This window comes from Flavobacterium collinsii, from assembly GCF_946903285.1.
Classification (GTDB): Bacteria; Bacteroidota; Bacteroidia; order Flavobacteriales; family Flavobacteriaceae; genus Flavobacterium; species Flavobacterium collinsii.
In genome coordinates this window covers 4,582,629-4,605,874 of sequence record NZ_OX336425.1, presented here as the reverse complement: position 1 = coordinate 4,605,874, position 23,246 = coordinate 4,582,629, and the positions used below count along the sequence as shown (strand labels likewise).

Annotated in this window: 17 protein-coding genes and 1 pseudogene; 11 read left to right on the top strand and 7 right to left on the bottom strand. The window is 33.2% G+C overall.

What is annotated here, in order from left to right:
- Nucleotide 1: 1 nt before the first annotated feature.
- On the bottom strand, nucleotides 2–4,081 hold the full coding sequence (cas9, locus tag OGZ34_RS18720; RefSeq protein ID WP_263361312.1) for a type II CRISPR RNA-guided endonuclease Cas9: 4,080 nt from the start codon (nucleotides 4,079–4,081) through the stop codon (nucleotides 2–4).
- Between the two features lie 199 nt (nucleotides 4,082–4,280).
- Nucleotides 4,281–5,420: an IS3 family transposase gene (locus OGZ34_RS18715; protein ID WP_263361311.1), complete on the bottom strand. Its 1,140-nt coding sequence runs from the start codon at nucleotides 5,418–5,420 to the stop codon at nucleotides 4,281–4,283.
- 435 nt (nucleotides 5,421–5,855) lie between these two features.
- Between OGZ34_RS18715 and OGZ34_RS18710 the strand changes: the two genes are divergently transcribed.
- The 11 genes from OGZ34_RS18710 to OGZ34_RS22450 all read left to right on the top strand — a co-directional run bounded on the left by OGZ34_RS18710 (nucleotide 5,856) and on the right by OGZ34_RS22450 (nucleotide 16,458).
- Nucleotides 5,856–7,613: a hypothetical protein gene (locus OGZ34_RS18710; RefSeq protein ID WP_263361310.1), complete on the top strand. Its 1,758-nt coding sequence runs from the start codon at nucleotides 5,856–5,858 to the stop codon at nucleotides 7,611–7,613.
- Nucleotides 7,614–7,637: 24 nt separating this feature from the next.
- A complete protein-coding gene (locus tag OGZ34_RS18705) occupies nucleotides 7,638–8,687 on the top strand; it encodes a ferritin-like domain-containing protein (RefSeq protein WP_263361309.1) in 1,050 nt (349 codons plus the stop codon).
- Between the two features lie 27 nt (nucleotides 8,688–8,714).
- Complete coding sequence (locus OGZ34_RS18700; protein ID WP_263361308.1) at nucleotides 8,715–9,152, top strand: VOC family protein; 438 nt, start codon at nucleotides 8,715–8,717, stop codon at nucleotides 9,150–9,152.
- Nucleotides 9,153–9,175: 23 nt separating this feature from the next.
- Nucleotides 9,176–10,051, top strand: coding sequence for an EboA domain-containing protein (locus OGZ34_RS18695; RefSeq protein ID WP_263361307.1), 876 nt, complete (start codon nucleotides 9,176–9,178; stop codon nucleotides 10,049–10,051).
- A 3-nt stretch (nucleotides 10,052–10,054) separates the two neighbouring features.
- The gene (locus OGZ34_RS18690) at nucleotides 10,055–10,963 is read left to right on the top strand and encodes a TatD family hydrolase (protein WP_263361306.1); all 909 of its coding nucleotides are present in this window, start codon (nucleotides 10,055–10,057) and stop codon (nucleotides 10,961–10,963) included.
- On the top strand, nucleotides 10,964–11,860 hold the full coding sequence (eboC, locus tag OGZ34_RS18685; RefSeq protein ID WP_263361305.1) for a UbiA-like protein EboC: 897 nt from the start codon (nucleotides 10,964–10,966) through the stop codon (nucleotides 11,858–11,860).
- Nucleotides 11,861–11,876: 16 nt separating this feature from the next.
- Nucleotides 11,877–13,049, top strand: coding sequence for a 3-dehydroquinate synthase (locus OGZ34_RS18680; protein WP_263361304.1), 1,173 nt, complete (start codon nucleotides 11,877–11,879; stop codon nucleotides 13,047–13,049).
- Complete coding sequence (gene eboE, locus OGZ34_RS18675; RefSeq protein WP_263361303.1) at nucleotides 13,043–14,248, top strand: metabolite traffic protein EboE; 1,206 nt, start codon at nucleotides 13,043–13,045, stop codon at nucleotides 14,246–14,248. Before OGZ34_RS18680 ends, eboE begins: the two co-directional genes overlap by 7 nt.
- 103 nt (nucleotides 14,249–14,351) lie before the next feature.
- Nucleotides 14,352–15,773 carry an alkaline phosphatase family protein gene (locus OGZ34_RS18670; RefSeq protein ID WP_263361302.1) on the top strand — a complete coding sequence of 474 codons (1,422 nt, stop codon included), beginning with the start codon at nucleotides 14,352–14,354 and terminating at the stop codon, nucleotides 15,771–15,773.
- Between the two features lie 148 nt (nucleotides 15,774–15,921).
- Nucleotides 15,922–16,101, top strand: coding sequence for a hypothetical protein (locus OGZ34_RS18665; RefSeq protein WP_263361301.1), 180 nt, complete (start codon nucleotides 15,922–15,924; stop codon nucleotides 16,099–16,101).
- Entirely contained in the window at nucleotides 16,102–16,458 is a 357-nt protein-coding gene (locus OGZ34_RS22450; protein WP_396192361.1) for a transposase, read from the top strand. It begins immediately after the preceding gene.
- A gap of 1,119 nt (nucleotides 16,459–17,577) precedes the next feature.
- On the opposite strand, the pseudogene OGZ34_RS18660 reads toward OGZ34_RS22450, so the two are convergent.
- The 5 genes and pseudogenes from OGZ34_RS18660 to OGZ34_RS18640 form a co-directional block, all read right to left on the bottom strand.
- A pseudogene (locus tag OGZ34_RS18660) lies at nucleotides 17,578–18,192 on the bottom strand (linear amide C-N hydrolase).
- Complete coding sequence (locus tag OGZ34_RS18655) at nucleotides 18,179–18,472, bottom strand: linear amide C-N hydrolase (protein WP_263361300.1); 294 nt, start codon at nucleotides 18,470–18,472, stop codon at nucleotides 18,179–18,181. Before OGZ34_RS18655 ends, OGZ34_RS18660 begins: the two are co-directional and overlap by 14 nt.
- A gap of 422 nt (nucleotides 18,473–18,894) precedes the next feature.
- Complete coding sequence (locus OGZ34_RS18650; protein ID WP_263361299.1) at nucleotides 18,895–21,060, bottom strand: TonB-dependent receptor; 2,166 nt, start codon at nucleotides 21,058–21,060, stop codon at nucleotides 18,895–18,897.
- A gap of 442 nt (nucleotides 21,061–21,502) precedes the next feature.
- Nucleotides 21,503–22,378 carry a type IX secretion system membrane protein PorP/SprF gene (locus OGZ34_RS18645; RefSeq protein WP_263361298.1) on the bottom strand — a complete coding sequence of 292 codons (876 nt, stop codon included), beginning with the start codon at nucleotides 22,376–22,378 and terminating at the stop codon, nucleotides 21,503–21,505.
- A 60-nt stretch (nucleotides 22,379–22,438) separates the two neighbouring features.
- On the bottom strand, nucleotides 22,439–23,131 hold the full coding sequence (locus tag OGZ34_RS18640; RefSeq protein WP_173968230.1) for a T9SS type B sorting domain-containing protein: 693 nt from the start codon (nucleotides 23,129–23,131) through the stop codon (nucleotides 22,439–22,441).
- Nucleotides 23,132–23,246: the final 115 nt, after the last annotated feature.

The window sequence follows — 23,246 nt, the reverse complement described above, 5'->3', positions numbered from 1 at the left end:
ACTAATATTCTCCAATTTGAACAATTTGACCTAAATGATTGATTCTGACTTTTACAACATTTTGCAGTGGCGGCAAGCTTTTTATTTGTTTATAAGTTATGTTTACTAATTCTTTTTTATCTGTTACGGTTGTTTCAAGATGATGTCTGAATTTGAAATCTCTAATTGTAGCATTGCCATATTTAATTATTGATAAAGACTGAACTTTGTACATATTTGGACTAATCAAACTATAATTCATAGGATTTAATAAATCTATTTCATTTGGATTAAAATTTTCTGAGGGGAAAATAAAAAATTCATTTTTCTTCATTGTAAATAAAAACTTCCATCCAGAACTATGATTTTTATTAATAATCGGAAATCCTTCATTTTTGCGAATAACTGCATCAAAAAAGGTTACAATTTCTTCTTGTAGATTTCCTTTTTCATCTTCATAAATTGCGACATGATGATTGTTTCCTGTACTCACAAAATCTACTGGAGTAGGATTGTTGTTTTTGTCTAAAATTTCATTTCCTAAATGATCTTTTTTGGTATGCAAAGCTTGGGCACTACTAATGCCTCTTATAGTTACTCTTTTTATAGTAATTCCTCTTTCTTTGTTTTGCCAGATAGGATTTTCGTCTAAATTACTAAAAGCTTTTTTCGGATCATTACCATATTCATTTAATCGGTTTTGAAGAATAGTTTTTAAGCCGACATCAATTACTTTGTCAATACTTTTTAAATCTTTAAAATTATCAGATGTAATGTCTTTTCGAATAGTATAATTATCTTCTAGCCAAACTGTTTTTACTTTTTCCGGAACTGCAATGTTATTTTTTAAACTGATATAAATGGGTAATTTGTTCAACGCATTTTTTCCTGTAAAAGCTTTTTCAGAGTCGTTACCGTTTTCTTTTAATCGTTTTAGGAGTGCTTCACGATATTCTTTCTTTGCTACTTTAGTGATGTATTCTTCAGTGAAATTGGCATTTACTTTTTCTTCTTTGATAGTATATTGTTGCAGTTTTCCGTAAATGGTAGCTTCATGTAATTGCCCTCTAGGTGTTAGTTGATTTTTTTGATTGATTCCACCTTTCTTTTTGGTAATATTTTTATTTTTGGTTACGACTTTATTCTTGGCTTTATAAGAAATCAAAATACTTTCAAGTTGCTTTTTCGCTTCTTCTCTAAAGTTTGGCATTGGTTCGATGAATCGAAGTTTATTATTCTTATCTCTTTTTAAATATTTCGTTTCAATTCCAAGAATAGAATCTGCTTTTTTATCGCCTTGTGTTTTTGCATTTAAATTGTTCAAATATTGGATGTATGCGGGTTTGGTAAAAGCAACCGTTATCGCATCCATAGCGTGATGACGATGGTCATTTCGTTTTGTCCAATCTTTAATTTTGTACAAACGTTCCCCGTTTTTACCTTCTTTAATATGAGTCAACCCTAATTTATCATATTTGTCCCAATTGAGTTCTTTCATCACATCGACTAATTCCCAATCTTCGCGAAGTTTATCAGTTACACTTCCAATAGTTGAGGTTACATTTCTGGAAACTTCCAGTAAAATTTCTTTGGCTTTTTTTGCAATATATTGGGTCTCTCTTAATTGACGTTCAATAAAACCTTCCGGAATTTCATTATCGGCCATTAAGAGTTTATTCTGTTTTGTTCTGCTAATTTTTCCAAACAAACTTTTTACTCTTTTTTCAAATTGATCAAATTCTTCCGCAGATAATTTTTCCTGTAAAAAAGAATAGGCTGTTTTGTTACTTTTATCAATATTAAGTTGACGTTCACAAATGGTTTTATTAGAAAAACTATCATCAAATAAACGTGATTTTGGAATAATATGTTCAATGTCATAATCTTTTGTAAACAGTTTTGATGGTTCTATTGGTTTTCCTGTATACAATGAAATTCCATCGCACTCTTTCCAAAGTTTATAACGTATAATATCATTTCTGGTTACACGATGGATTCCAAATTCATGATGTAATAATTTCCTGATTTGCTCGTGTTCTACAGTACTCTTATTAATAGATTTTGTCATTTCACTACGCTGCTCATTATTGTTTTTCAATTCACGAGCTAATTCCACACGAATTTCATCTGGTTTTCCTAATGACGGGTCCTTTACAATAGCGTTAATGACGTTAATCATTTGATTAAGTATCTTTTCTACAACTGGGTTCCTTAAGCTGTTTTTTTTAATTAGTTCCAAAGTATCTTTTAGAACCCTATTATTATTTTGTTCTGCTGTTAAGGATGATGAATGATTATAGCCAACTAATGTACATGCCTTGTTATAAATATGTCCGTCAATTAAATGAGGGAGTATTTTTTTAATTGCTTTAGCGCTCAGACTACCATAATCAGCTTGTAAGATTACATTCAAAAGAAATGGAATGTGATTTTCTCTAAAGCCAAATTTACTCATCAGACTTTTTTTTAAAAAATCATCATCTTCCGCAGAGTATAATAAATGCCAAAACTGATAGTAGGGCTGTTTGTCAAAATCATTCCCTTGGATATTTGTATCGAAATCAAAAATATCAGTATTAATTTCTAAATCAGAAAATGCAGATTTGATTATTTTATTTTTTTCAAAAGCATCTAATTTAGTAAGGTCTAATTCATCATAGCCTTCTAAAACCAGAATTTTTTCAAAAGCTTTATAAATCTCAGTATTAGTTCTGTTTCCTTCAATTTTTTTAAAATTAGCAGTATGAGTCCCCTTTTTTAGCTCACAAAAAGATAATATTTGAGAGTCTGTAATACTCTCCTTAAACAATAATTGTTGTGCAAGAATTTTTTTTAGGTCTTCATCCAAAACAAAAGGTTCTTTTGTAGCCTCATTTTTGACAACAATATTATTTAAGTTTTGCCAAATTCTAAATTCCTGAAACAAAGGAGATGATTTCGGAATTGCTTTATGTCCTTTTTCAAATTCGCAAAAACTTACAAGATGCTTCTGGGACTTTAATTTTCGTTGATAAAAAATTGTGACATCACGGACCTCTGTTTTTAGCAGGTCGTTTAATTCGCTATGAAATTGCCTTTGTGTTTCCCAAATTTTTTCAAACTCATCTAAATAATCCTGACGATAGAATACTTGATTTTTCAGTTTGGCATGCGGGTCTTTCTCGAGTTGCTTGTATTGAAATTGACCAACAGTTTGTTGATTGAAATATAATTCTTTGCTTCTGTCGCTAATTGCACCAAGGTAGCCGCTGGATTGATTAATTTGGTTGTTTATTTCAGTAAGAATAAATGCTGAAATTTTTAAATCAAGTTCGTTTGTCAAAGCATCATTTCTCCATTTATAATGCTGTAATTTGGTTTCTTCTCTGGTTCCTTTGTTTTCTGCAAGTTCAATTTTTAATGTTCTTGAAAAATGTTGAGAGGTTTGTGTTCTTGATTTTCCTTGAATATCTTCTAGAAGTTTGTTGTTTAATTGTTCTGGATAGAATTGATTTTGAAAACGCACAATTTTATCTAATTCCTTCTGCAAATCTGAACGATAGAAGTCAGGAATAAATCTACTTCCTTTTGATAATGAATTATAAACCCATTGTCCAGGTGTTAAATTATTTTCAAAAATTTCTTTGGCAATTTTCATTCCATCAATTGCATCTCCCTCTTCAGCAGTCTTTGCTTTTCGGCTGCTTTTGTAACCTCTTTTTTTATTAAGCATCAATAGAACTTGAACTAGTTCATCTTTAGAAACTGCTTCAATTGCTGCTTTAGCTCTTAATTGGTATGAAGAGAAAGTAGTTTCTTTTCCTGTTTCAGCGTAAACAAAACCAGTAGAAATAAATTTTATTTTATTGAAGGTTTCTAATAAAGCATCTCTTCTTTGTTTAAAACGCTGCAGGCCTCGTCTTGCTCCACGCTTTAATGTTCTGTCTGCATTTATGGAAATAGTATTTCCTTTTTTGAAGTCGGCTTCTTCATCAGTAGTAAGAGGCACAATACGTACACCTGAATTTATTATTGATGATGTCTCATCATTATTTTCTGCTTCATGGATATATGCCCAACCAATAGAAGTTGACCCTAAATCTAATCCTAATATTTTTTTCATCTCTAAAAAATTAATTTTTAAAATTAAGTAAAAGATAATTAATTGATTTACGGAAAACCATAATTAAGGATAGAGATTTTATTGTATTATTGCAATACAATTTTGAAGCAATTCACAATAAGGATTATTCCGTTGTGAAAACATTCAAAGCGGCTCCAAAAGGGTCGCTTTTTTTTTAGATTTAATTTTTGACATGTAATCATAGATTCTGAAATTCTTCTATTGTTAAATTTCCAAGAGCAGAATGTCTTCTACAGCTATTATAGAAATTTTTGATATAGTCAATGATTGATTTTTTTGCTTTTTTTATCGTTGGATATTTATTTTGATAAAGTAATTCTGTTTTTAATGTCTTGAAAAAACTTTCAGCAACTGCATTATCATAGCAGTTGCCCTTTCTGCTCATACTTTGAGCGATTTGGTTACTTTTTATCAAGATGGAAACAAAATCTTTACATGCGTACTGAATCCCTCGGTCTGAATGAAAAATTAATTTCTGGTTACTAGTTAAAGGACGATTACGCAAAGCTTGTTTAAAGGCGGCAATGGTTGTATCCATTGTCTTCATGTTTTCACTTACCGACCATCCTACTACTTTACGATCAAAGAGGTCTATAACAGCAGTAAGATATGCCCAGTCTTTTTTAGTTCGAATATAGGTAATGTCGGATACCCATACCTGATTTTGCTCACTTACTTTAAAATTCTGATTTAATAAATTCGCTGCTGCAGGATATTTAGCAGAGGATATTGTAGTTCTTTTAAATTTTAATTTTGGAATCCTAGACATATTATTCTCCAGCATAATCTTTGCAACAAAAGATCGGCAAGCTTTTATGTTGATCGAGGATAATTCTTTGGCTATTCTTCGACTACCGTACCTGCCTTGACTCCAATGATAAATTCTTGAAATCTCTGATATTATAAATAATTTACGTTCAGCTCTGCTTGTCGGAAGTCCTTTTAACCATTTATAATAGCTGCTGGGGTCTACATGAAAAATTTTGCACATCTTGAATATGGGAAATTTATCGGCGTTTTCTCTGATAAATTGATACCGCAATCGTCTTTTCTGCAGAAGGTACGCAGCACCCTCTTCCAAGATATCTCGTTCCAGTTTGATGTTCTTAATTTCCTTTTTTAACTTTAATATTTCTTTTCTGTTCGTATAGGAATCAGATGATTCCTGAAGGGTAAGTTTTCCATCCTTATAAAGCTGCAGGCTGTTTTTGCTGACTCCAAGCTCCTGAGCTACAAGAACTACACTTTTGTACTGGTTACTAATTGTGACTGCACAGATTTTAAATTCCAGGGGCCACTTTTTTCTAGGTGTTTCCATATCTTAAAATTATAAAGTGGTGATTATTTTACAATTAATCTCTTCATAAATTATCTAACTAAAAACTGTCTTCAATATTTTTTAAAACGGCCTTAACTTTTTATGGCAAAAAAGGTATCCACTCCATTTTAGGTTTTTCTCAAAAACCGCCTTAACATTTTGTGGCAAAATAGGAGGTAACTCCAATTAAGAACGTTGTTTTTTGCGACAAAATAGAGGTAATTCTACATTTATTATTTGTGTTTCCAACTGCTATAAAATCAATTTCATGCTTAGTTTTTTTTACTCTATGGCAAAAAAAAAGTTGCCTGTAACATTTTATTACAGATCTATGAGAGTGTTGTTTAAATTTGACGCATAAATGGTTAAAAAACAATACAAAAAGTACTATTGGTGTTAAGAAGTTGGTTATTCTAAAATTTAAAAACTAAAACTATGTCATATTTAAACGTCCCGCGTCTTACATTTTCTGGTCAGTTTCAGGCCGATCCTTCGACTGTAAATAATGATCCCACACATTTTAACAATGAAACATTTGAGTCAAAATATCAAAATTACGGTCCGGGCCAAGAAAATGGTTGGTGGAATCCAGATGGTACCGGAAACTGGCGATTTCTAGGCTGTAAAATCACGAGTGTTACCTATCAGGACGGAACGAGTATTGATAATCCACTTTTAGATCCTATTATTGGTATGTCTGTCATGGATACCGATGCACGTACCGCAGGAAAAATTGTAGATTTAGATAGTCAGCAACAAATGGTTTCTCAACTTTGGGGGTTTGTGGTACGAATTGTAAATAATGAGGGGAATACATTGGTGAAAGGTGATTATGAGATGGCGCCATTTAGCAATATTTGGTTTTCAAGATCTATTGATTTACGAGGTAGTTCAGGAGCAGGGGCAACATATCAGTCTGTTATAAAGAATATTGATTGGAATTTTAAAATATCTAACTCAAGATATCTTAACGAATTAAAAGCTGTAAGTGCTAAGCAATTATCTATACATTTTACGGTGGATAGATTTAATGGAGATCACACCTCAGACCAATTTACTTTAGGCAGAATAGCTGGCTCGATAGGACCTTCAAATAATAGAGAACCTAAACATTTTGTATTGGGAAGACAATTATTTCCAAATCCACTTCCTCAATATTTACCGCAGGGACAAAGACAAAAATATAATTATTCTACCGCATTAGTCGATGAGAAATTAAAACAAGTTGTACTTGATTTTGGTAATGCGCTACAATTTAATGCAGAAGGGGTCAATACAAGTGAAAATTTACACCTTGTTATCAATACCAATACAGGGATATCAGTCATTGGACAAATAAATTATTCAGGTTTGGATTGGTATATGAGTACATCAGGAATTTTTACTTTTCCACTTTCAGACGAACAGCTGGATCTTTGTAACCAATACCCATTGGCAATTGTTACAAATATGACAGACAGTATCAATGATGTTTTTAGTTTAAAAAAATCTAAGACGGGGATATTAATTTATACAGAGTCTATTGATTATGTAGGTGCTGATCAATTTGTATTTCGATTAGATCCTGAAGATAAGTGTAAAATTAATTTTTACGCAACTCATCTTGGAAAAGCACTTCCAAATGCAATCATTCAGGCACAAGATAATACACAAAACTTATTAGGTTCACCACCACCGTCAGTGGTACCCGCAGTTGGTACTCCTCCAATACCTTATTTCTCAGGAAATAAACCCGCTGAAGTTACAACAGATGCAAATGGTAAAGCTGTACTTAGGTTTACAGCTCCCGATCCCGGAAATCCGAGAGTATACATTGATGGACAAATTTATGCTATCAGTTATAATCTGAGCACACAAAGTTTTGACGATTGTAATCAGTCTAATTTTATTAGTCTTTTGATTTTTTCAGGTGCTCCAACCCCAAAAATAATTCCTGACTGGAACAACTTTATTCAGCCCATCATGCAGCAATATGCTAATTTGTATCCGTTGATGTCAAAAGGAATTTTTAATCTGGCAGATAAAACGGTGGTTGATAAAAATGCGCAAATATTGCATTTAGTTTTTAGTAAAGATCTTGATGATCCTAATTATATGCCTGCAACAAGAGATCTTTCTAAATATAAAAAGATGGTTATTTTGAACTATTTACAAGATGTCATCGATAAAACTGCAACAGCAAATAAAGCATAGTATTCATAAAATAAAAATCTGATTATGATATTCTTAAAAACGATAAAAATTGAGACTCTCTCCGATCTAAAAAATGCGCTGCAAACTGCCATTGAGTTAGAACATTCCACAATTCCGCCCTACTTAACAGCAAATTTTACGCTATTTGAGACCGGTAATGATCAAATATCAAACCTGATAGGTTCTGTAGTTCGTGAAGAAATGCTGCATTTATCTATAGCCTGCAATATATTGAATGCTGTAGGAGGAAGTCCGGTTATTAATAAACCTGGTTTTATACCACTATACCCGGGGCCTTTACCAGGCTCTGTAGTTGATGGATTACAGGTGCCGCTCAAAAAGTTTTCCTTAGATCTTGTGAAAGATGTTTTTATGTCAATTGAAGAGCCAGAAGATCCAATTGATATCCATAATCGTTTGATGGTCTCCAATGTAATTACCATAGGAGTGTTTTATACCAGAATAAAAGAAATAATAGTAGAACTTGAAGCTGCTGCAAAAGCGGAAGGAAAAACAATATTTGTTGGAAATCCAAACTATCAAATGACCTTTGAAAAATTTTATGATGCATCTTTATTATTCCCTATTGTCGATGAGGCAACTGCTATAAGAGGTATAGATATCATTATTGATCAGGGTGAAGGAACAACAACAGATCCATTTGTAAGTTCTGCAGACGATGGAAATGTTCCTGAACTGGCGCACTACTACCGTTTTGAAGAAATTTATAAGGGTAAAACAATACAGGCAGACCCTGAGGGAGGGTATATGTTTGGGGATCTATTAATTCCGTTTAATCCTGAATTAGTACCAAATATGTGGCCAAATCCTAAAATGAATGATTATCCAAAGGATTCTCAGGCTTATATTAATAGTAAGTTCTTTAATTACAACTACACTTCTTTGCTTAATAGTTTGCATGAAACTTTTAATGGAGAACCAGAGAAAATTAGTACCGCAATGGGGGTAATGTATTCTTTGCGATTATATGCTCTTAAGTTGCTGGCGATTCCCGATCCTAATCACCCTGGTTTTGTAGCGGGGCCTAGTTTTGAATATGTTGTTGGGGAATAATGTGTTGATTTAAAAGTAAAAAAAGAAATGAAATTTAAGTCAAAAGCAGTAGTGATAAAAGTATCAGTCAGTGATATTCTTAAATCTAAAAAATTCTATGAGGAAATCCTTGATTTTAAAACAGATAGCAGATATACGCTTAACTCTGATGGGAATTTTGGCACAGAATCCTTTATACAACTGTATTTAGAGCATAAGAACAAAGATGGCTTTATGCTGGGATTATACAAAGATATTGACACTCCTTTTTACCCACTGCCGGAAACAGGAACAGTTCCGAGCTTTATTGTAAAGAATATTCAGGCAACGCTTGATTATTTTAGAGTCAATGGAGTGGTGATCGATGAAATAGATGGTGTTGTAATCAATTCTAATACTTCAGATGACGGGTATGAAGATCGTTTTTTCTTTTTTAGAGATCCGGATAATAATTCACTGGTTGTCAGGGAAAACATTTTAAAGTAATTGAGCCCAAAAAGATTTATAAAATGAAAACTGATAGGACAGCAACAGCAATAAGAATTAATTCAGCAGAAATAATACGAACTCTAATTCGACAGAAACTTTCAGAAGCTGAATCAGATTGGATGGAAAGCCATATCTGGTTTGAGAACAACACACAGTTTTTTCAGACTTTTGGTTTAGTTACCAGGAAAATTTCGCCAATAATTCCAAAATGGACCTTGCAGGAAACTATTTTGCTGGAAGAATTGTATCCCGGTTTTACAACGGCTAATTGGGATCTGCAGCAGCTTTGCCGTAGTTTGTTAATGATGCACCTTCCAGAGCATCAAAATGTTGAAACAATAAAGAACCTCGCAGAAATGGCAGATATAAAAGAGTTAGTCAGTTTGTATAAGGGACTTTTTTTCTTAAAAAATGCAGAGGAATTTATTTTGACAATTCAGGAAGGAATCAGAACCAATATGGTTGCAGTGTTTGATGCTATAGCTTTAGGGAATCCTTTTGCAGCAAAATACCTGCCGGTTGATGCATGGAATCAGTTGGTGCTGAAAGCCCTTTTTATGGGGCGTCCATTGTATCAAATTATTGGCTTAGAACCACGTAAAAATGAAAAGCTGGCCTTAATTATACATGATTATATTCACGAACGCTGGTCGGCAGGACGATTAGTATCGCCGGAAATTTGGAGATTGACAGCCGGTTTTGTAAACCGGGAAATAGTAGACGATCTGACAAAAGCAATAGGAACCGGAGAGTTATTGACCCAAGTGGCTGCGGTAAAAGTGCTGAAAGAGAGTACTTTTTTTAAAGAAAATGAAATTTCTGAAGAGATACTATCTCAAAGTACGGCAACATGGGATGAAATAGGAACCCAATATTATTCACTATTAAAAATTTAGTACATGTATTACATTGACCCACATATTCACATGGTATCCAGAACAACAGATGATTACCAGGCAATGCGTGCTGCAGGTATTGTAGCTGTTATTGAACCGGCATTTTGGCTTGGCCAGGCACGAACAGAAGCTTCTTCTTTTAAGGATTATTTCAGCACCTTGGTGGGGTGGGAAAGATTCAGAGCTTCACAATTCGGAATTAAGCATTATTGCACTATAGGGCTAAACTCTAAAGAAGCCAACAATGAAGCTCTGGCAGAAAAAGTGATGGATTTATTACCGTTGTTTGCAGCAAAAGAAGGAGTAGTGGCAATTGGAGAAATTGGTTATGACGATCAGACTCCGGTCGAGGATAAATATTTCAGACTACAGATCGATTTGGCTTTGAAATTTAATTTGCCGATAATGGTTCATACCCCGCATCGGGATAAAAAAAATGGAACCATCAGAAGTATGGATGTGCTGGAAGAACATGGAGTAGCTCCTCATATGGTGGTAATCGACCACAATAACGAAGAAACAGCCAAACAGGTTTTAGATCGAGGATATTGGGCTGCTTTTACCATTTATCCTAATACCAAAATGGGGAATGAACGGATGGTAGAGGTTGTAAAGCAGTACGGATCTGAACGTATTATTGTAGACAGTTCTGCTGATTGGGGAGTAAGTGATCCTTTATCTGTTCCTAAAACGGCAGCTTTAATGCTTGAAAGAGGAATTGCTAAAGAAGATGTTTATCTAACCTGCTATAAAAATGCCTTAACGGCTTATTCTCAAAGCGGGCAAATGAATGAAGAGGACTGGAAAAATAAAATCACCATCACTCAGGATTCTTTATTTGAAGGAAGCAGTGTGCTCAGAGGACAGGAATCTAAAGAAATTGTATATCCAAAAATCATTATAGAAAACTAGATGTCAGGCAAGTTATTCTATTTAGTAACCTTAGTGCGTCCCGCAAATATTGTTACGGCAGTGACTGATATTCTTGCGGGGATTGCTGTTTCCGGGCTTTTAGTTTTGAATGTCAACAATGAGAACGGGATACAGAATGTGTTGCTGCTCGTGCTTTCTACAATTGGCTTGTACGGAGGGGGCATTGTATTTAATGATATTTTTGATTTGGAAGCAGATACCATAAATCGGCCGGAAAGAGTACTCCCACGTGGGCTGGTGAGCAAAGATGAAGCTATTTTACTGGGCAGTTTTATGTTAGTGGCAGGAATCGGATTTGCTTTTACGGTATCAGTTCTCAGTGGTATGCTGGCAGCGGTAATTGGTGTATTGGCCCTTACTTATGATAAAATAAGTAAACATTATCCCATTGCAGGTCCATTAAACATGGGACTTTGTCGGGGAGGAAATTTGCTTCTGGGGATGAGTATAAATAATGACGCCGTTTTTACTTATTGGTACATTGGCATTATTCCTATTTTATTTATTGCAGCCATCACGCTTACGGCTAAAAAAGAAGCTTCGGGAAATAATAAGTCCGCTATACTGACTGCTCTGCTACTCGATGCAATAGTAGTTGTTCTGTTTATTTTTATAGGATACAAGCTTAAATTTAGATTTTGGCAGCTCCTGCCTTTTCTTCTTTTTTGGTATGGAATTAATTTTTTTGCAAAATACAAAGCTTTCCTTTACAATCAGCCGGTTGCGATACAAAAAGCGGTAAAAACAGGGGTATTATCCCTAATTCCTCTTAATGCAAGTTATGTTGCAGGTTCGGCAGGATTGGTATACGCATTGTTTGTACTGGCCTTGTTGCCAATATCGATTTTATTATCTAAAAAGTTTGCCGTAACCTGATTTATACTTTATCAAAATGAAAGAACAACAGATACTTCAGCAGAATTTTCAGGTCACATTTAATTATGACATTATTTTTAGCCGTTCTTTATTTGATAGTGGCAATACCTCACTTATTGATGTGATCAAAAAAGAACCCGCTTTCCAACAGCCCAAAATTGCTATAGTAATAGATAGAGGAGTTGTTGAAACAACAAGTCAGTTCATCGGAAATGTGATTCACTATTTTAATCATTATCAGTTTGGAATTTCAGAACATAGTATCAATGTCGTTCAGGGAGGAGAAGCCGTTAAGAATAGTTTGGATGTTATTGAATCGGTTCTGCAATTAATCAATGACAATAAAATAGACAGGCATTCTTTTCTTATTGCAATAGGGGGGGGCGCTGTACTAGATGCCGTAGGTTATGCTGCAGCAATTGCACATCGTGGTGTACGCCTGATCCGGATACCAACGACCGTTTTATCTCAAAACGATTCGGGAGTTGGGGTAAAGAACAGTATGAATTATTTTGGTAAAAAGAACTTTCTGGGCACATTTGCCCCACCGTATGCAGTACTAAATGATTCTGATTTTTTAACAACGCTAAAGGAACGGGACTGGCGATCCGGTATTTCCGAAGCCATAAAAGTGGCACTCATAAAAGATGCTTCTTTTTTTGACTGGGTAGAGAATAATGCGCAGGCACTCAATAACAGAGAAGTTTCGGTTATGGAAACGCTTATTATTCGTTGTGCTGCTTTGCATACCGATCATATTTCTAAAAAAGGGGATCCCTTTGAGAAAGGTTCATCTCGGCCATTAGACTTTGGACATTGGGCAGCCCACAAAATGGAACAGCTTACTAATTATGAAATTACCCACGGAGAAGCCGTAGCAATTGGTATAGCCCTCGATGTTACTTACTCTTTTTTGATACATAGAATTGATGCACTGAGTCTGGAACGAATTTTAAAATGTTTCCTAACATTGGGTTTTGCAATAACACACCCGGTTCTTGATACTCATTCAGAGGAGGTAATTAAAGGATTAGAAGAGTTCAGAGAGCATCTTGGTGGCCGGCTTACGATCATGTTGATAAATGAAATAGGTATTGGTGAAGAGGTACATGCACTGGATAAAGAGATAATTATACAATCGGTTCAGTATCTCAATTCATTTTGTCAACTAAATACAGAAGTATGTTAATTGGTTCCAATAGTCATTTAAGTTATTGTACCAATATTCATGCGGGCGAATCCTGGGAAGCTGTTTTTGAAAGTGTAAAAACGTATTGCATTCCACTTAAAAAGAAAGTTTCTCCACATAAGCCTTTTGGTATAGGTTTACGTCTTTCTTATCAGGCTGCTTCTGAATTGATAGCAGAAAAACATCTTTCGGATTTTAAAGACTGGCTGCAGAATAACGGAATGTATGTGTTTACGATGAATGGATTTCCGTATGGAAATTTTCATAACGAGGTCATTAAGGATAAAGTTCATTTACCAGATTGGACAAGCCCTGATAGATTAAATTACACAGAGTTGCTTTTTAACATTTTATCGCAACTTTTGCCACCTGATATAGAAGGAGGAATTTCGACTTCCCCACTTTCTTATAAACATTGGTATGCTACTGAAAACAGTTTAACAGAAGCAAAACGAACTGCCACAAGCCAGTTGATCACAGTAGTGGGTCAGTTGGTTAAAATACAGGAATCCAAAGGTAAAATGATGCATTTGGATATAGAACCGGAACCCGATGGCATAATTGAAAGTAGCGACGAATATATCGCTTTTTTCGAGGATTATTTACTTAAGGAAGGAGCTTCATTATTGGGCAAAAATCTTTTATGCAGTTTAACTCAGGCACAAGAATATATTCGTAATCACATACAGCTTTGTTATGATGTCTGCCATTTTTCCATTGGATTTGAAGAAAGTGATGAGGTCATCAGAAAAATGCAAAAGCACGGTTTGAATATTGGCAAATTACAAATTAGTGCCGCGCTCAAATGTACAGTTTCAGAAAATACAACAGTTGAACAACTTCAAAAATGCCTGAAAACTTTTGATGAACCAACCTATCTGCACCAGGCAGTTATTAAAACAAAAGAAGGAGCATTACTCAAATTTAAGGATTTGAAAAATGGAATAGAAGCGATAAGCCGTGATGATTTTCGGGAGCTTCGTACTCATTTTCATGTACCCATATTTGTTGAAGATTATCAGCTCTTGCAATCTACTCAAAATGATATTACAACAATTTTGCGAAGTTGGCACAAAAATGAGTTTACCAGACATCTGGAAATCGAAACCTATACCTGGCAGGTATTGCCGATTCATTTACAAACCGATTTAGATCAATCCATCGAGAGAGAGCTGAAATGGGTACTTGATAAATTGTGAAATGATGATTGTAAAATGTACAATGTGTAATGTGAAAATCATTTTAATCTATATAATTTCTGGTGAAAAAATGCTGGACATATAAAACTATACTACCAAAATCATGCAGCAAACAGTCGTTATAAATGTAGTAGGACTTACGAGTTCCCTACTTCAAAATCCGGATCTTTTTTTGCATCAATGGCAAAAGAGAAAGGGGAATTTAAGTATTATTGAACCAGTACTTCCGGCGCTCACCTGTTCAGCTCAGGCGACTTATTTAACCGGAAAATGGCCTTCGGAACATGGAATTGTGGGAAATGGATGGTACGACAGGAATGATATGGAGGTAAAAATGTGGAAACAGTCAAATAAACTGGTACAATCACCAAAAATATGGGATTTAGCAAGGGAAATAGATCCGTCATTTACTTGTGCTAATTTGTTTTGGTGGTACAATATGTATTCTGATGCTGATTTTACAGTGACACCGCGTCCGCAATATTGGGCAGATGGACAGAAGAAGCCTGATTGTTATTCAAAACCCTCTGACTTACGGGATCGTCTCCAGGCTCAACTGGGAACATTTCCTCTTTTTGATTTTTGGGGACCAAAAACAACAATCCGTTCCAGCCAATGGATTGCCAATGCGGCAAAACTTGTTTACCAATGGCATAATCCGACGCTGACTTTAATCTACTTACCACATTTAGATTACTGCTGTCAAAAGTTTCAACCCGGGTCACCCGAAATCAATGAAGATGTAAAAGCGATTGACAAAGTATGCAAAGACTTAATCGAATATTTTGAAAGTAAGGGGACAGAAGTTGTTGTTTTGTCTGAGTATGGTATTACTGAAGTTAACAATCCCATACATATTAATCGATTTTTACGCACACACGGATATTTGCAAATACGAGAAGAACGAGGATTAGAATTACTGGATACCGGGGAATGTAAGGCTTTTGCATTGGCAGACCATCAAATTGCGCATTTATATCTGAAAGAGAATGAAGATATTGTTGAGCTCAAAGAATTAATTCAGAAGATACCCGGAATTGCAAAAGTATTGGACAGCAAAGGAAAAAAAGAGCACCATCTGGATCACGAACGTTCAGGAGATCTTGTACTGGTTGCAGATCATAACAGTTGGTTTACCTATTATTACTGGATGGAGGATAACAAGGGTCCCGATTTTGCACGTACCGTGGAAATTCATAAAAAAATAGGTTATGATCCGGTGGAGTTGTTTTTAGATCCTAAGCAGAGATTTATTTTGCCCCGCATCCTTTTTAAATTGATTAAAAAGAAACTGGGGTTTCGTACCCTTATGGATGTTATTCCATTGGAAGCCAGTTTAGTAAAAGGATCTCATGGCTGTATTCCGGACAAAGATGAAGACAGACCGATATTAATTGGTAAAAAGAAATTGCCAAATAAAGTTGAGAGTAACTTTATTTGCCAGTATATATTAAATATTGTATTTAAATCTAAGCAGGATATGCTGACAAAAACTACAGACTTAGAAATAGGAGAATTATCTTAGTTTTTAGTGAGACACTACCAAAAAAACTTAAAACTGCTGCTAAAACAGTAATTAGGGCAAAGTATTTAATTTCTTATTAGTAATATTATTTGTGGGCTCTGTCTCATCTATTAATAACTATTATCCTCGGTGCTTGAAAATATATTAAATGAATACCCAAGGTCACTGTTATCCCAAAGTTATTATTCTTCAGGCTGTTTATTTCAAATTGAGATTTACATTGAGTTGCAGGGATGTTGAAGAAATAATGAAAATGCGCGGAATACAGGTTGATCATGCTACGATTCAGCGTTGGGTATTTAAATTTGCTCCAATCATGGAATCTTAAATGAAAAAGAGAGAGATTAGAGTGGGAATGAGCTGGAGAATGGATGAGACCTATATAAAAGTTAAAGGTATTTGGTGTTATTTGTATAGGGCAGTAGATAAATCGGGTAACAAAGTAGATTTTCTTCTGACTAAAAGAAGACAGAGAATGAGTGCCCAATCATTTCTAATTATGGCAATAAATAATAAGTGCACCCCAGCTGTAATAAATATAGACAAAAGCGGTTCGAACACTAGCGCAATCAAAGTTTGCAACAAGCGTTTGTTTTCAAAGATTAAAATTCGCCAATTTAAATATCTCAATAATATTGTAGAACAGGATCATCGATTTATCAAGTGGCGGATACTCCAATTTTAAAGTTCTCAGAATGATGCACGACAGAATATTTGCTGGTACATTTGATGACACATTTGACTTATCACTTAGGGCAGATAAATTATCATAGGGGTTTAATAGAGAAATGAGAACTGGAATTTGATTAGAAAATTAAACTTAGCTATTTTTTCATTACTTCTTTAACCATATTGTAAACATCAGAAATTAAGAATAAGATGCCGATATAAATATTAGAAAGCAAACCTCTTCTTGAATTAAAAGAGGTTTGTTTTACAATTTGTTTCTGAAATTTTGAGATACTATTGTATTGAATCAATAGTATTTTGTTAAATTTTTCTAAGCAATACATCAGACGTCTCACCTTGAGGAACTATAAAAATTACATTGTTATTTATGCTGTCTCCCGGATCTAAACTTATTTTTTTATCACTTTCAAAATTATAACGTCAAAAAAATGAATCGATTTAAAACTGCTTTGTCCATTTTAGCAGTAAAATCAAAGAAACGCTATTTTCAATTAATTGAAAAACTACACAATTTTGATAAGTTGCTTATCTAAGAAAACTACTTTAGTTAAAAATTCCGTTTTTTTCCGTTAGTATTATCGGTTTTCCGTCCGTTACAACAATTGTATGCTCGTGTTGTGTCATAAAACCACCATTGTTCCCAAGGGTAAAGATTGATTTTAAAGTAATGGACAGCAACAGTAATTTTCAATTCAGACTTGATAAATCAAAATTACGGTTATTATTAGTTATAACAGATATTTATTTTTTAGTAATATTTGAACCTTAATTATAGAATACTTGATAAACTGAATAAAGATAGAAAGATCTTAGTATTAATACAGTTTCGAGCCTTAATTTCTTGGAGCTTTATTTTGTTGGATTTTAGGTTTTCAAAAACACCATATGTCACAGATTCTACCACAAAAATAAAAATGGAGCTGAATTTATTGTGTCAATCCCTGTAAAACAGTTGAAAGCTACCATTTAAAACTTAAACATTTTGAAGGCACTTATATAGTTTATACAATCTTAAAATATGAAGAACACAAGTTTGAACTAATTAAGTAAAGCTCTAAAATAGAAAATGCTTTGGAGTTTTACCATTATGGTTTACTCTTATTAAAGTTTTATTTTAATCCAGACCTGCAAAATGAGAAGGCTGAGCTGCTTTAAAGTTAATTAAAGATTCTTCTGGGTAGTTTTCATTATTTTCTAAACTCAACTTTCTTATTTTAGTTTTTGCACTAAATTCTACCCATATTACATTTGGATTTAGTACATTATCAAAGTAATAGATAAGGTTTTTTTGATCCGCAATAGTTCTCCATCTTGTAGAGAAAATATTAGGTTCGGTTGGCGAGGAAATTCCAAGTGATACAGAACAGTTTCTGATAACTCCAAAGACACTAGCTGTTGCAATTCTGGTGTTATCCGTTTTTGGAATAGCATCAATATAAAAGGATGTTCTTGTGAACCTGTCAGTGGCCCTGTTTGTACCAGAAAGCATGATAGTTCCTAGAATTTATTTCCAGTAGCTGTTTAGTGATAATTGCTCTTCAAGAATAAGTGAGTTTGTCATGACAACAAATTTTTTATCATGATGAATCACTAAATTTCCATTAATATATTCTAAGATCGCATTGTCGCCTGTCGAATCAGAAATGGACAGATGTACTGTGGCAAAAATATCCGTACCCGGAATATGAGAAGAAACAACTGAAAAATCATTCTTTTCAAATGAAGCCACTGCTTCGGCTACTGTTGACAAAATTGTCAAGCGTATATTGTGCCCACAGAGAAACGACAAGCCCTTTCTTAAATTCCGTTTTTTTTAATTTAGGAAAATCTGGCTCAGCCAGCCACAAAAGATTACTGACCAAACCTTTTTCATTCATTCCGTCAGAGTAAGCTATATCCCATGAACTGGTTATCACACTTCCATATTTAGATCTCCATTTTACAGAATTGTTACCCGCTTCACCATTTCTCTCTATTCCGCGAGGAAACCTATTAAGTTGTATTATCATTTTAATAGTTTTTGAATTAAGCAATTAAAAAAAACTGGTGTTTATGTTTTTGTTGAAAATACAAATTATAATAATAGCTGTACAAATATTCAGATAAATTAATTGTAATTATTTATCTGAATTACAAATTCTAATCTAACGCTTTATTTCCAACCAAAAAAATGGTTGTACTACTACTACTACTACTACTACTACTACTAATAATAATAATAATAATAATAATAATAATAATAATAATAATAATAATAATAATAATAATAATAATAATAATGCCAAAATTTAAAACATAAGAAGCAGAAACGGGCTGATTTATCACAAAAAAAACGACTATTTACAATTCCATAAACATAAGTTTGAGTTACTTTATTTTGATAAAAATGAATTGTTATTTCTACTGTTTTTTAGCAACTCTACGTAAGTAATTAAAATCTAAAAGATAATGTCACGCCTATCTGACTTGGCATCGCAGCAACAGATGACCTTCTTAAACTGGTATCACTGCTCCCATATAATAAATAGTGTTCATTGGTCAAATTTTTAGTCCATAAAAATAATTCATAGTTTTTATAACTTAATCCAAATCTTGTATTTACAACATGATAAGTGGGCTGGTACAGACTGTTTTGAATATCAGTATAATATCCTCCAATGTTTCTAAATTCAACTCTAAACAGTAAATTTACTTTTTCCGAGGTTTCGATTGAATATTGAGCTGCGGTATAAAATGTCGTCTTTGGAGTATTAGATAATTTGTTGCCTTCTATTGGTGTTATAATTACTGAAGTTGATGCAAAATTTATTCTTTTTAAATGAAAATCTTTATATTCAGCATCATTTATTGTATAGGCGAAATCCAATTGCAGGCCTTTTGCAGGAATAATATTAGCTTCCAATTCAATACCTTTTGAGTAAGCATCGCCTACATTTTCCATAGAATAAGTAGTCGGTGCAACTAAATTAGAGAACTGTAAATCCTGCCAATTAATTATAAATGCTGCTGCATTAAAGTTTACTCTGTTGTGCCAAAAACTGGTTTTGTAACCTAACTCAAAATTATCAGAATATTCAGGATCATAATCTTGACGAACTCCCGCAGGAACAATTTGCGAGCTTATGCCACCAGCTCTAAAACCACGTGTAAAAGTCGCATAAACATTTGATTTTTTGTCAAGATTATAAATTAGTGAGGCCTTAGGAGAAAATGAATTGTATTTTACCGCTTTTGTTACGTCAGGTTTTAATTGGGTAAATACCCCTCCCACAAAAACGGCATCTCCAAAACCATTAAAAATAGACTCACGTTCTTCAATATCGTATCTTGCCCCAGCAACTGCTTTAAGCTTATCTAGAAATTTATAGCTTATTTCTCCAAAAACAGCATATCCGCTGTTATTTCTTTTATTTCTATAAATAACATATTTATTTGGAGCTAATTCATAGGCTAAATTGTTTGTTGGATCATAGCTAACTTGCTTAAAACCATATACCCCTGCAGTGTATTGAAACTTGTTATTTTTGTTAGAAGAATTAATTAAAACCTCTTGACTCCATACATTTTGTGTTGGTAATTTTTCTCCAATAGCACTTCTATAGAAGGATTCGTAATAACCAGGGAAATCCATATTTTTAAACAAAAAAGAAATTTGCTGGAAAGCGGTAATAGAAGTTAGTTCGAAGTTTTGGGCTTGATATTTTCCTGTTAAGGAATAATTAGTCATTTTTCTTTCATGAGTTCCTATTCTGGCCAGGTTAATGACTGTAGGTGTTTCCAAAGCATTTTTTTTTGATTTTTGTGATACTAAATAGCCTGATGCATTTGAAAAGTCTCTTTGATGTTTGACATTAGTGGTAAAACTAAGTTTATGATTAACGAGCCATTTAAAAAATATATTTCCATATGTATTTTCTTCATCTCCAATGGTTTTTCCGTTTAAACTGGTATCGGTTGACGAGGTTCCTGTGATGTCGTTTTTCATAAAACCATCTTTTTTCAGGAATAAACCATTTAAACCAAAAAATAATTTATCTTTAATCAATGGTGTTTTGATACCAGCTGAATAACGCTGTAAAGCAAAATTTCCGCTTTCCAGTTCTATAAATCCTGTAGTTTTGTTGGTAGGTTTCTTTGTATAAATATTTACAACACCTCCCATAGCGTTGCGTCCAAAAAGGGTACTTTGCGGGCCACGTAAAATCTCAATACGATCAATATCAGTAAGTTCAAATCCACCAGCCATAATATCCAATGAATTCACATCATCAACATAAGTGGATACAGCTGGGTTATAACTAAATACTTGAATTCCCCTGATAGAATGTATCGATTGAAAACCAACACTAGAGCCTTGATATAAATAATTAGGAACTCTTGCTGTTAAATCAGAGTAACTTACCAATCTGGAATCTGTGATTGCTTTTGCCGAAATAGAAGTGACAGCTACCGGAACCTCTACATTTTTTTGTTCTACTTTGTTCGCTGTTACAATAACCTCTTCAAGCTGACTGTTTTTTGTCCCCTCTTTTTCAACTTTGTTTTGTCCATAAGTATATTGTATTGACAGCGTTAAAAACAAAATAATTTTTTTCATTTCGATAATTATAATTAATTCAAGCAGCTGATTTTAATAGAATAAAAAATATGATTTTGTGTTTTTTTACTAGAAAATATTACCGCGGTTTTTCGGGCGCAAAATTATATTATTTTTTTCCTTGATATAACATTCCAAAAAGAATTAATTATAAATAAATTTTCAAAAACAAGTTTTTAATAACGAGTTCATATTGATTTAAATAAAGCTAAAAAAGAATGCTTTACAATAATTATTCTGTTGTAAAATTTTAATCTTATATAAAAACAAATGGGCTCTCAAGAATGACAACCCATTTGTTTTTTCTTAAATTCATTTATATTATCTACATTCAAGATGTTTAAATATACAATTCTAAATCCTTTTCTTTAACTTTTTCAGAAAATCTTCATCTAAAAAATTAAGATTAATTTCATACAATTAAATAACAATAGTGAATAAATTAGATATTAAAAAATAATCCAAACTGGTTGGTATTACCTACTAATGATTTGAATTCAGAATTAGAAGAAAATGAATAGTTATAAGCAAAATTGATTTTTTTATAATTAATTCCTAAACCCATTACCACTTGTTTAAAATTGCTGTATCCTATTTGTAATGAAACTTTTTTGATGTAATTTACACTGAAAGAAGTAATAGCTTCCACTTTTTTATTTTGAGCCTCTGCCATTAAAACAGAAGGAGTTAAATCGAATTTTTCATTCAGCTTGAATTCGTATTCGGTATAAGCTGTAAAACCTACATTTTTTTGTTTGTGTTGTAATAAGGAAGGAAGCCCTAATGCTACTTGCAATTTTTTGAATTTGTAAACAATGCCAGCTTCCATATTGAATCCGTTTTCAGAATGGTTGTTTACTAACAAATAAGGATCTTCTAGATCAACATTATCATTAGGATCAAATCCATTATTAAAATTAATAGATTGTTTGTTGAAACTTACTCCAAGTCCTGCAGATAAAGACTGAGTATCTGAAAGGTCAATTTTATAAGCGAAGGCTTGTTTTATTTCAAATTGAGCAAAATTACCTTGTTTAATATTAGTGAAAACAGTAGCCATCGATACTTTTTTGACCAATGTCAAATCTAGAATAGCTTGTTGCCAAACTAAATTTTTCGCATCATCCAAATTTTTGGATGTAACTCCATACACTGCGGCTACACGTATTTTTTTAAATTCACCTGCATAACCTATATTAATAGCTGTTTTATTATCTTTAAATAGCCTGTTGCTCAATTGAAATTGAGCATGGGCTAGGGGGGCAAAAAAGAGTGTAAAGTTTAATAGATAAAATAATCTTTTTGATATATTTTTCATTTATTTTTTCGTTTTATAAATTGACCATTTGTAACCATTTATCATAGGTATTTCATTTTACTAATTATGATTTTTCACTAAGTGCAAAACCTCTTTATAAATGAATTTATTTTTGTCTTGATCTGTTCCGCTGATGTAGATGTAGTACTCGCCGTTTAGTAAATTATTTCCACTCCAATCGTTTTGATAATTCTTTGTTTCATACACTTTTTGTCCTCTGATATCGTAGATAGATAAGGTATATTGGTTGAATAATGCTAAATTTTCTATAACTAAAACATCATTGTGTCCATCTCCATTTGGAGTAAGAAGATTGTTGTATTTTATTTTTTTTGGAATACTACTGTCACTAAAAACAAATGGATTTTCGAGTGTTCCAATTATTCCATCAGCTACAAAATTAATTGCTTCTACAGGCGAATTCGAAACTAAATTATTAACTTGGTCATATACTTTAAAAGTAATGGGAATATTCTGGTCATTACTGTAAACAATCAAAGTAGCTACATAACGATCCTGACTTTTTAAATAGGTAATAGGAGAAGCAATTCCCCGAACATCAGCACCCATAAAGGCTGCAATTACATCCTGCGTATTGCGTGATTCTTCAGAATTGACATTCAAAACACAAGTGATTATCATGGAGTGATTATAGTCACTTGGGTTTACAGACCAGTTTGCAGGTACTTGAGCGTAAAGTCTCGCAACACTCAAAAGAAATGCAAAGAATGTATGCTTTATTGTTTTTTTCATTTTTTACTTTATTAAATTCGAAGTTTGAAGTAGTATATATAACATCAAAAAATCTGAGATGATGCTTAGTAAAAGTTTTAAAATAACACTGCTGCAAAACAAATCACAGCAGTGT

Excerpts from the sequence above, each read along its gene's own strand:
- OGZ34_RS18665 (WP_263361301.1), top strand. The coding sequence starts at position 15,922 with ATGAATACCCAAGGTCACTGTTATCCCAAAGTTATTATTCTTCAGGCT.
- eboE (WP_263361303.1), top strand. The coding sequence starts at position 13,043 with ATGTTAATTGGTTCCAATAGTCATTTAAGTTATTGTACCAATATTCAT.
- OGZ34_RS18690 (WP_263361306.1), top strand. The coding sequence starts at position 10,055 with ATGTATTACATTGACCCACATATTCACATGGTATCCAGAACAACAGAT.
- OGZ34_RS18640 (WP_173968230.1), bottom strand. The coding sequence starts at position 23,131 with ATGAAAAAAACAATAAAGCATACATTCTTTGCATTTCTTTTGAGTGTT.
- cas9 (WP_263361312.1), bottom strand. The coding sequence starts at position 4,081 with ATGAAAAAAATATTAGGATTAGATTTAGGGTCAACTTCTATTGGTTGG.
- OGZ34_RS22450 (WP_396192361.1), top strand. The coding sequence starts at position 16,102 with ATGAAAAAGAGAGAGATTAGAGTGGGAATGAGCTGGAGAATGGATGAG.
- OGZ34_RS18655 (WP_263361300.1), bottom strand. The coding sequence starts at position 18,472 with ATGATAATACAACTTAATAGGTTTCCTCGCGGAATAGAGAGAAATGGT.
- OGZ34_RS18695 (WP_263361307.1), top strand. The coding sequence starts at position 9,176 with ATGAAAACTGATAGGACAGCAACAGCAATAAGAATTAATTCAGCAGAA.
- OGZ34_RS18710 (WP_263361310.1), top strand. The coding sequence starts at position 5,856 with ATGTCATATTTAAACGTCCCGCGTCTTACATTTTCTGGTCAGTTTCAG.
- OGZ34_RS18705 (WP_263361309.1), top strand. The coding sequence starts at position 7,638 with ATGATATTCTTAAAAACGATAAAAATTGAGACTCTCTCCGATCTAAAA.
- OGZ34_RS18680 (WP_263361304.1), top strand. The coding sequence starts at position 11,877 with ATGAAAGAACAACAGATACTTCAGCAGAATTTTCAGGTCACATTTAAT.
- OGZ34_RS18670 (WP_263361302.1), top strand. The coding sequence starts at position 14,352 with ATGCAGCAAACAGTCGTTATAAATGTAGTAGGACTTACGAGTTCCCTA.
- eboC (WP_263361305.1), top strand. The coding sequence starts at position 10,964 with ATGTCAGGCAAGTTATTCTATTTAGTAACCTTAGTGCGTCCCGCAAAT.
- OGZ34_RS18650 (WP_263361299.1), bottom strand. The coding sequence starts at position 21,060 with ATGAAAAAAATTATTTTGTTTTTAACGCTGTCAATACAATATACTTAT.
- OGZ34_RS18645 (WP_263361298.1), bottom strand. The coding sequence starts at position 22,378 with ATGAAAAATATATCAAAAAGATTATTTTATCTATTAAACTTTACACTC.
- OGZ34_RS18715 (WP_263361311.1), bottom strand. The coding sequence starts at position 5,420 with ATGGAAACACCTAGAAAAAAGTGGCCCCTGGAATTTAAAATCTGTGCA.
- OGZ34_RS18700 (WP_263361308.1), top strand. The coding sequence starts at position 8,715 with ATGAAATTTAAGTCAAAAGCAGTAGTGATAAAAGTATCAGTCAGTGAT.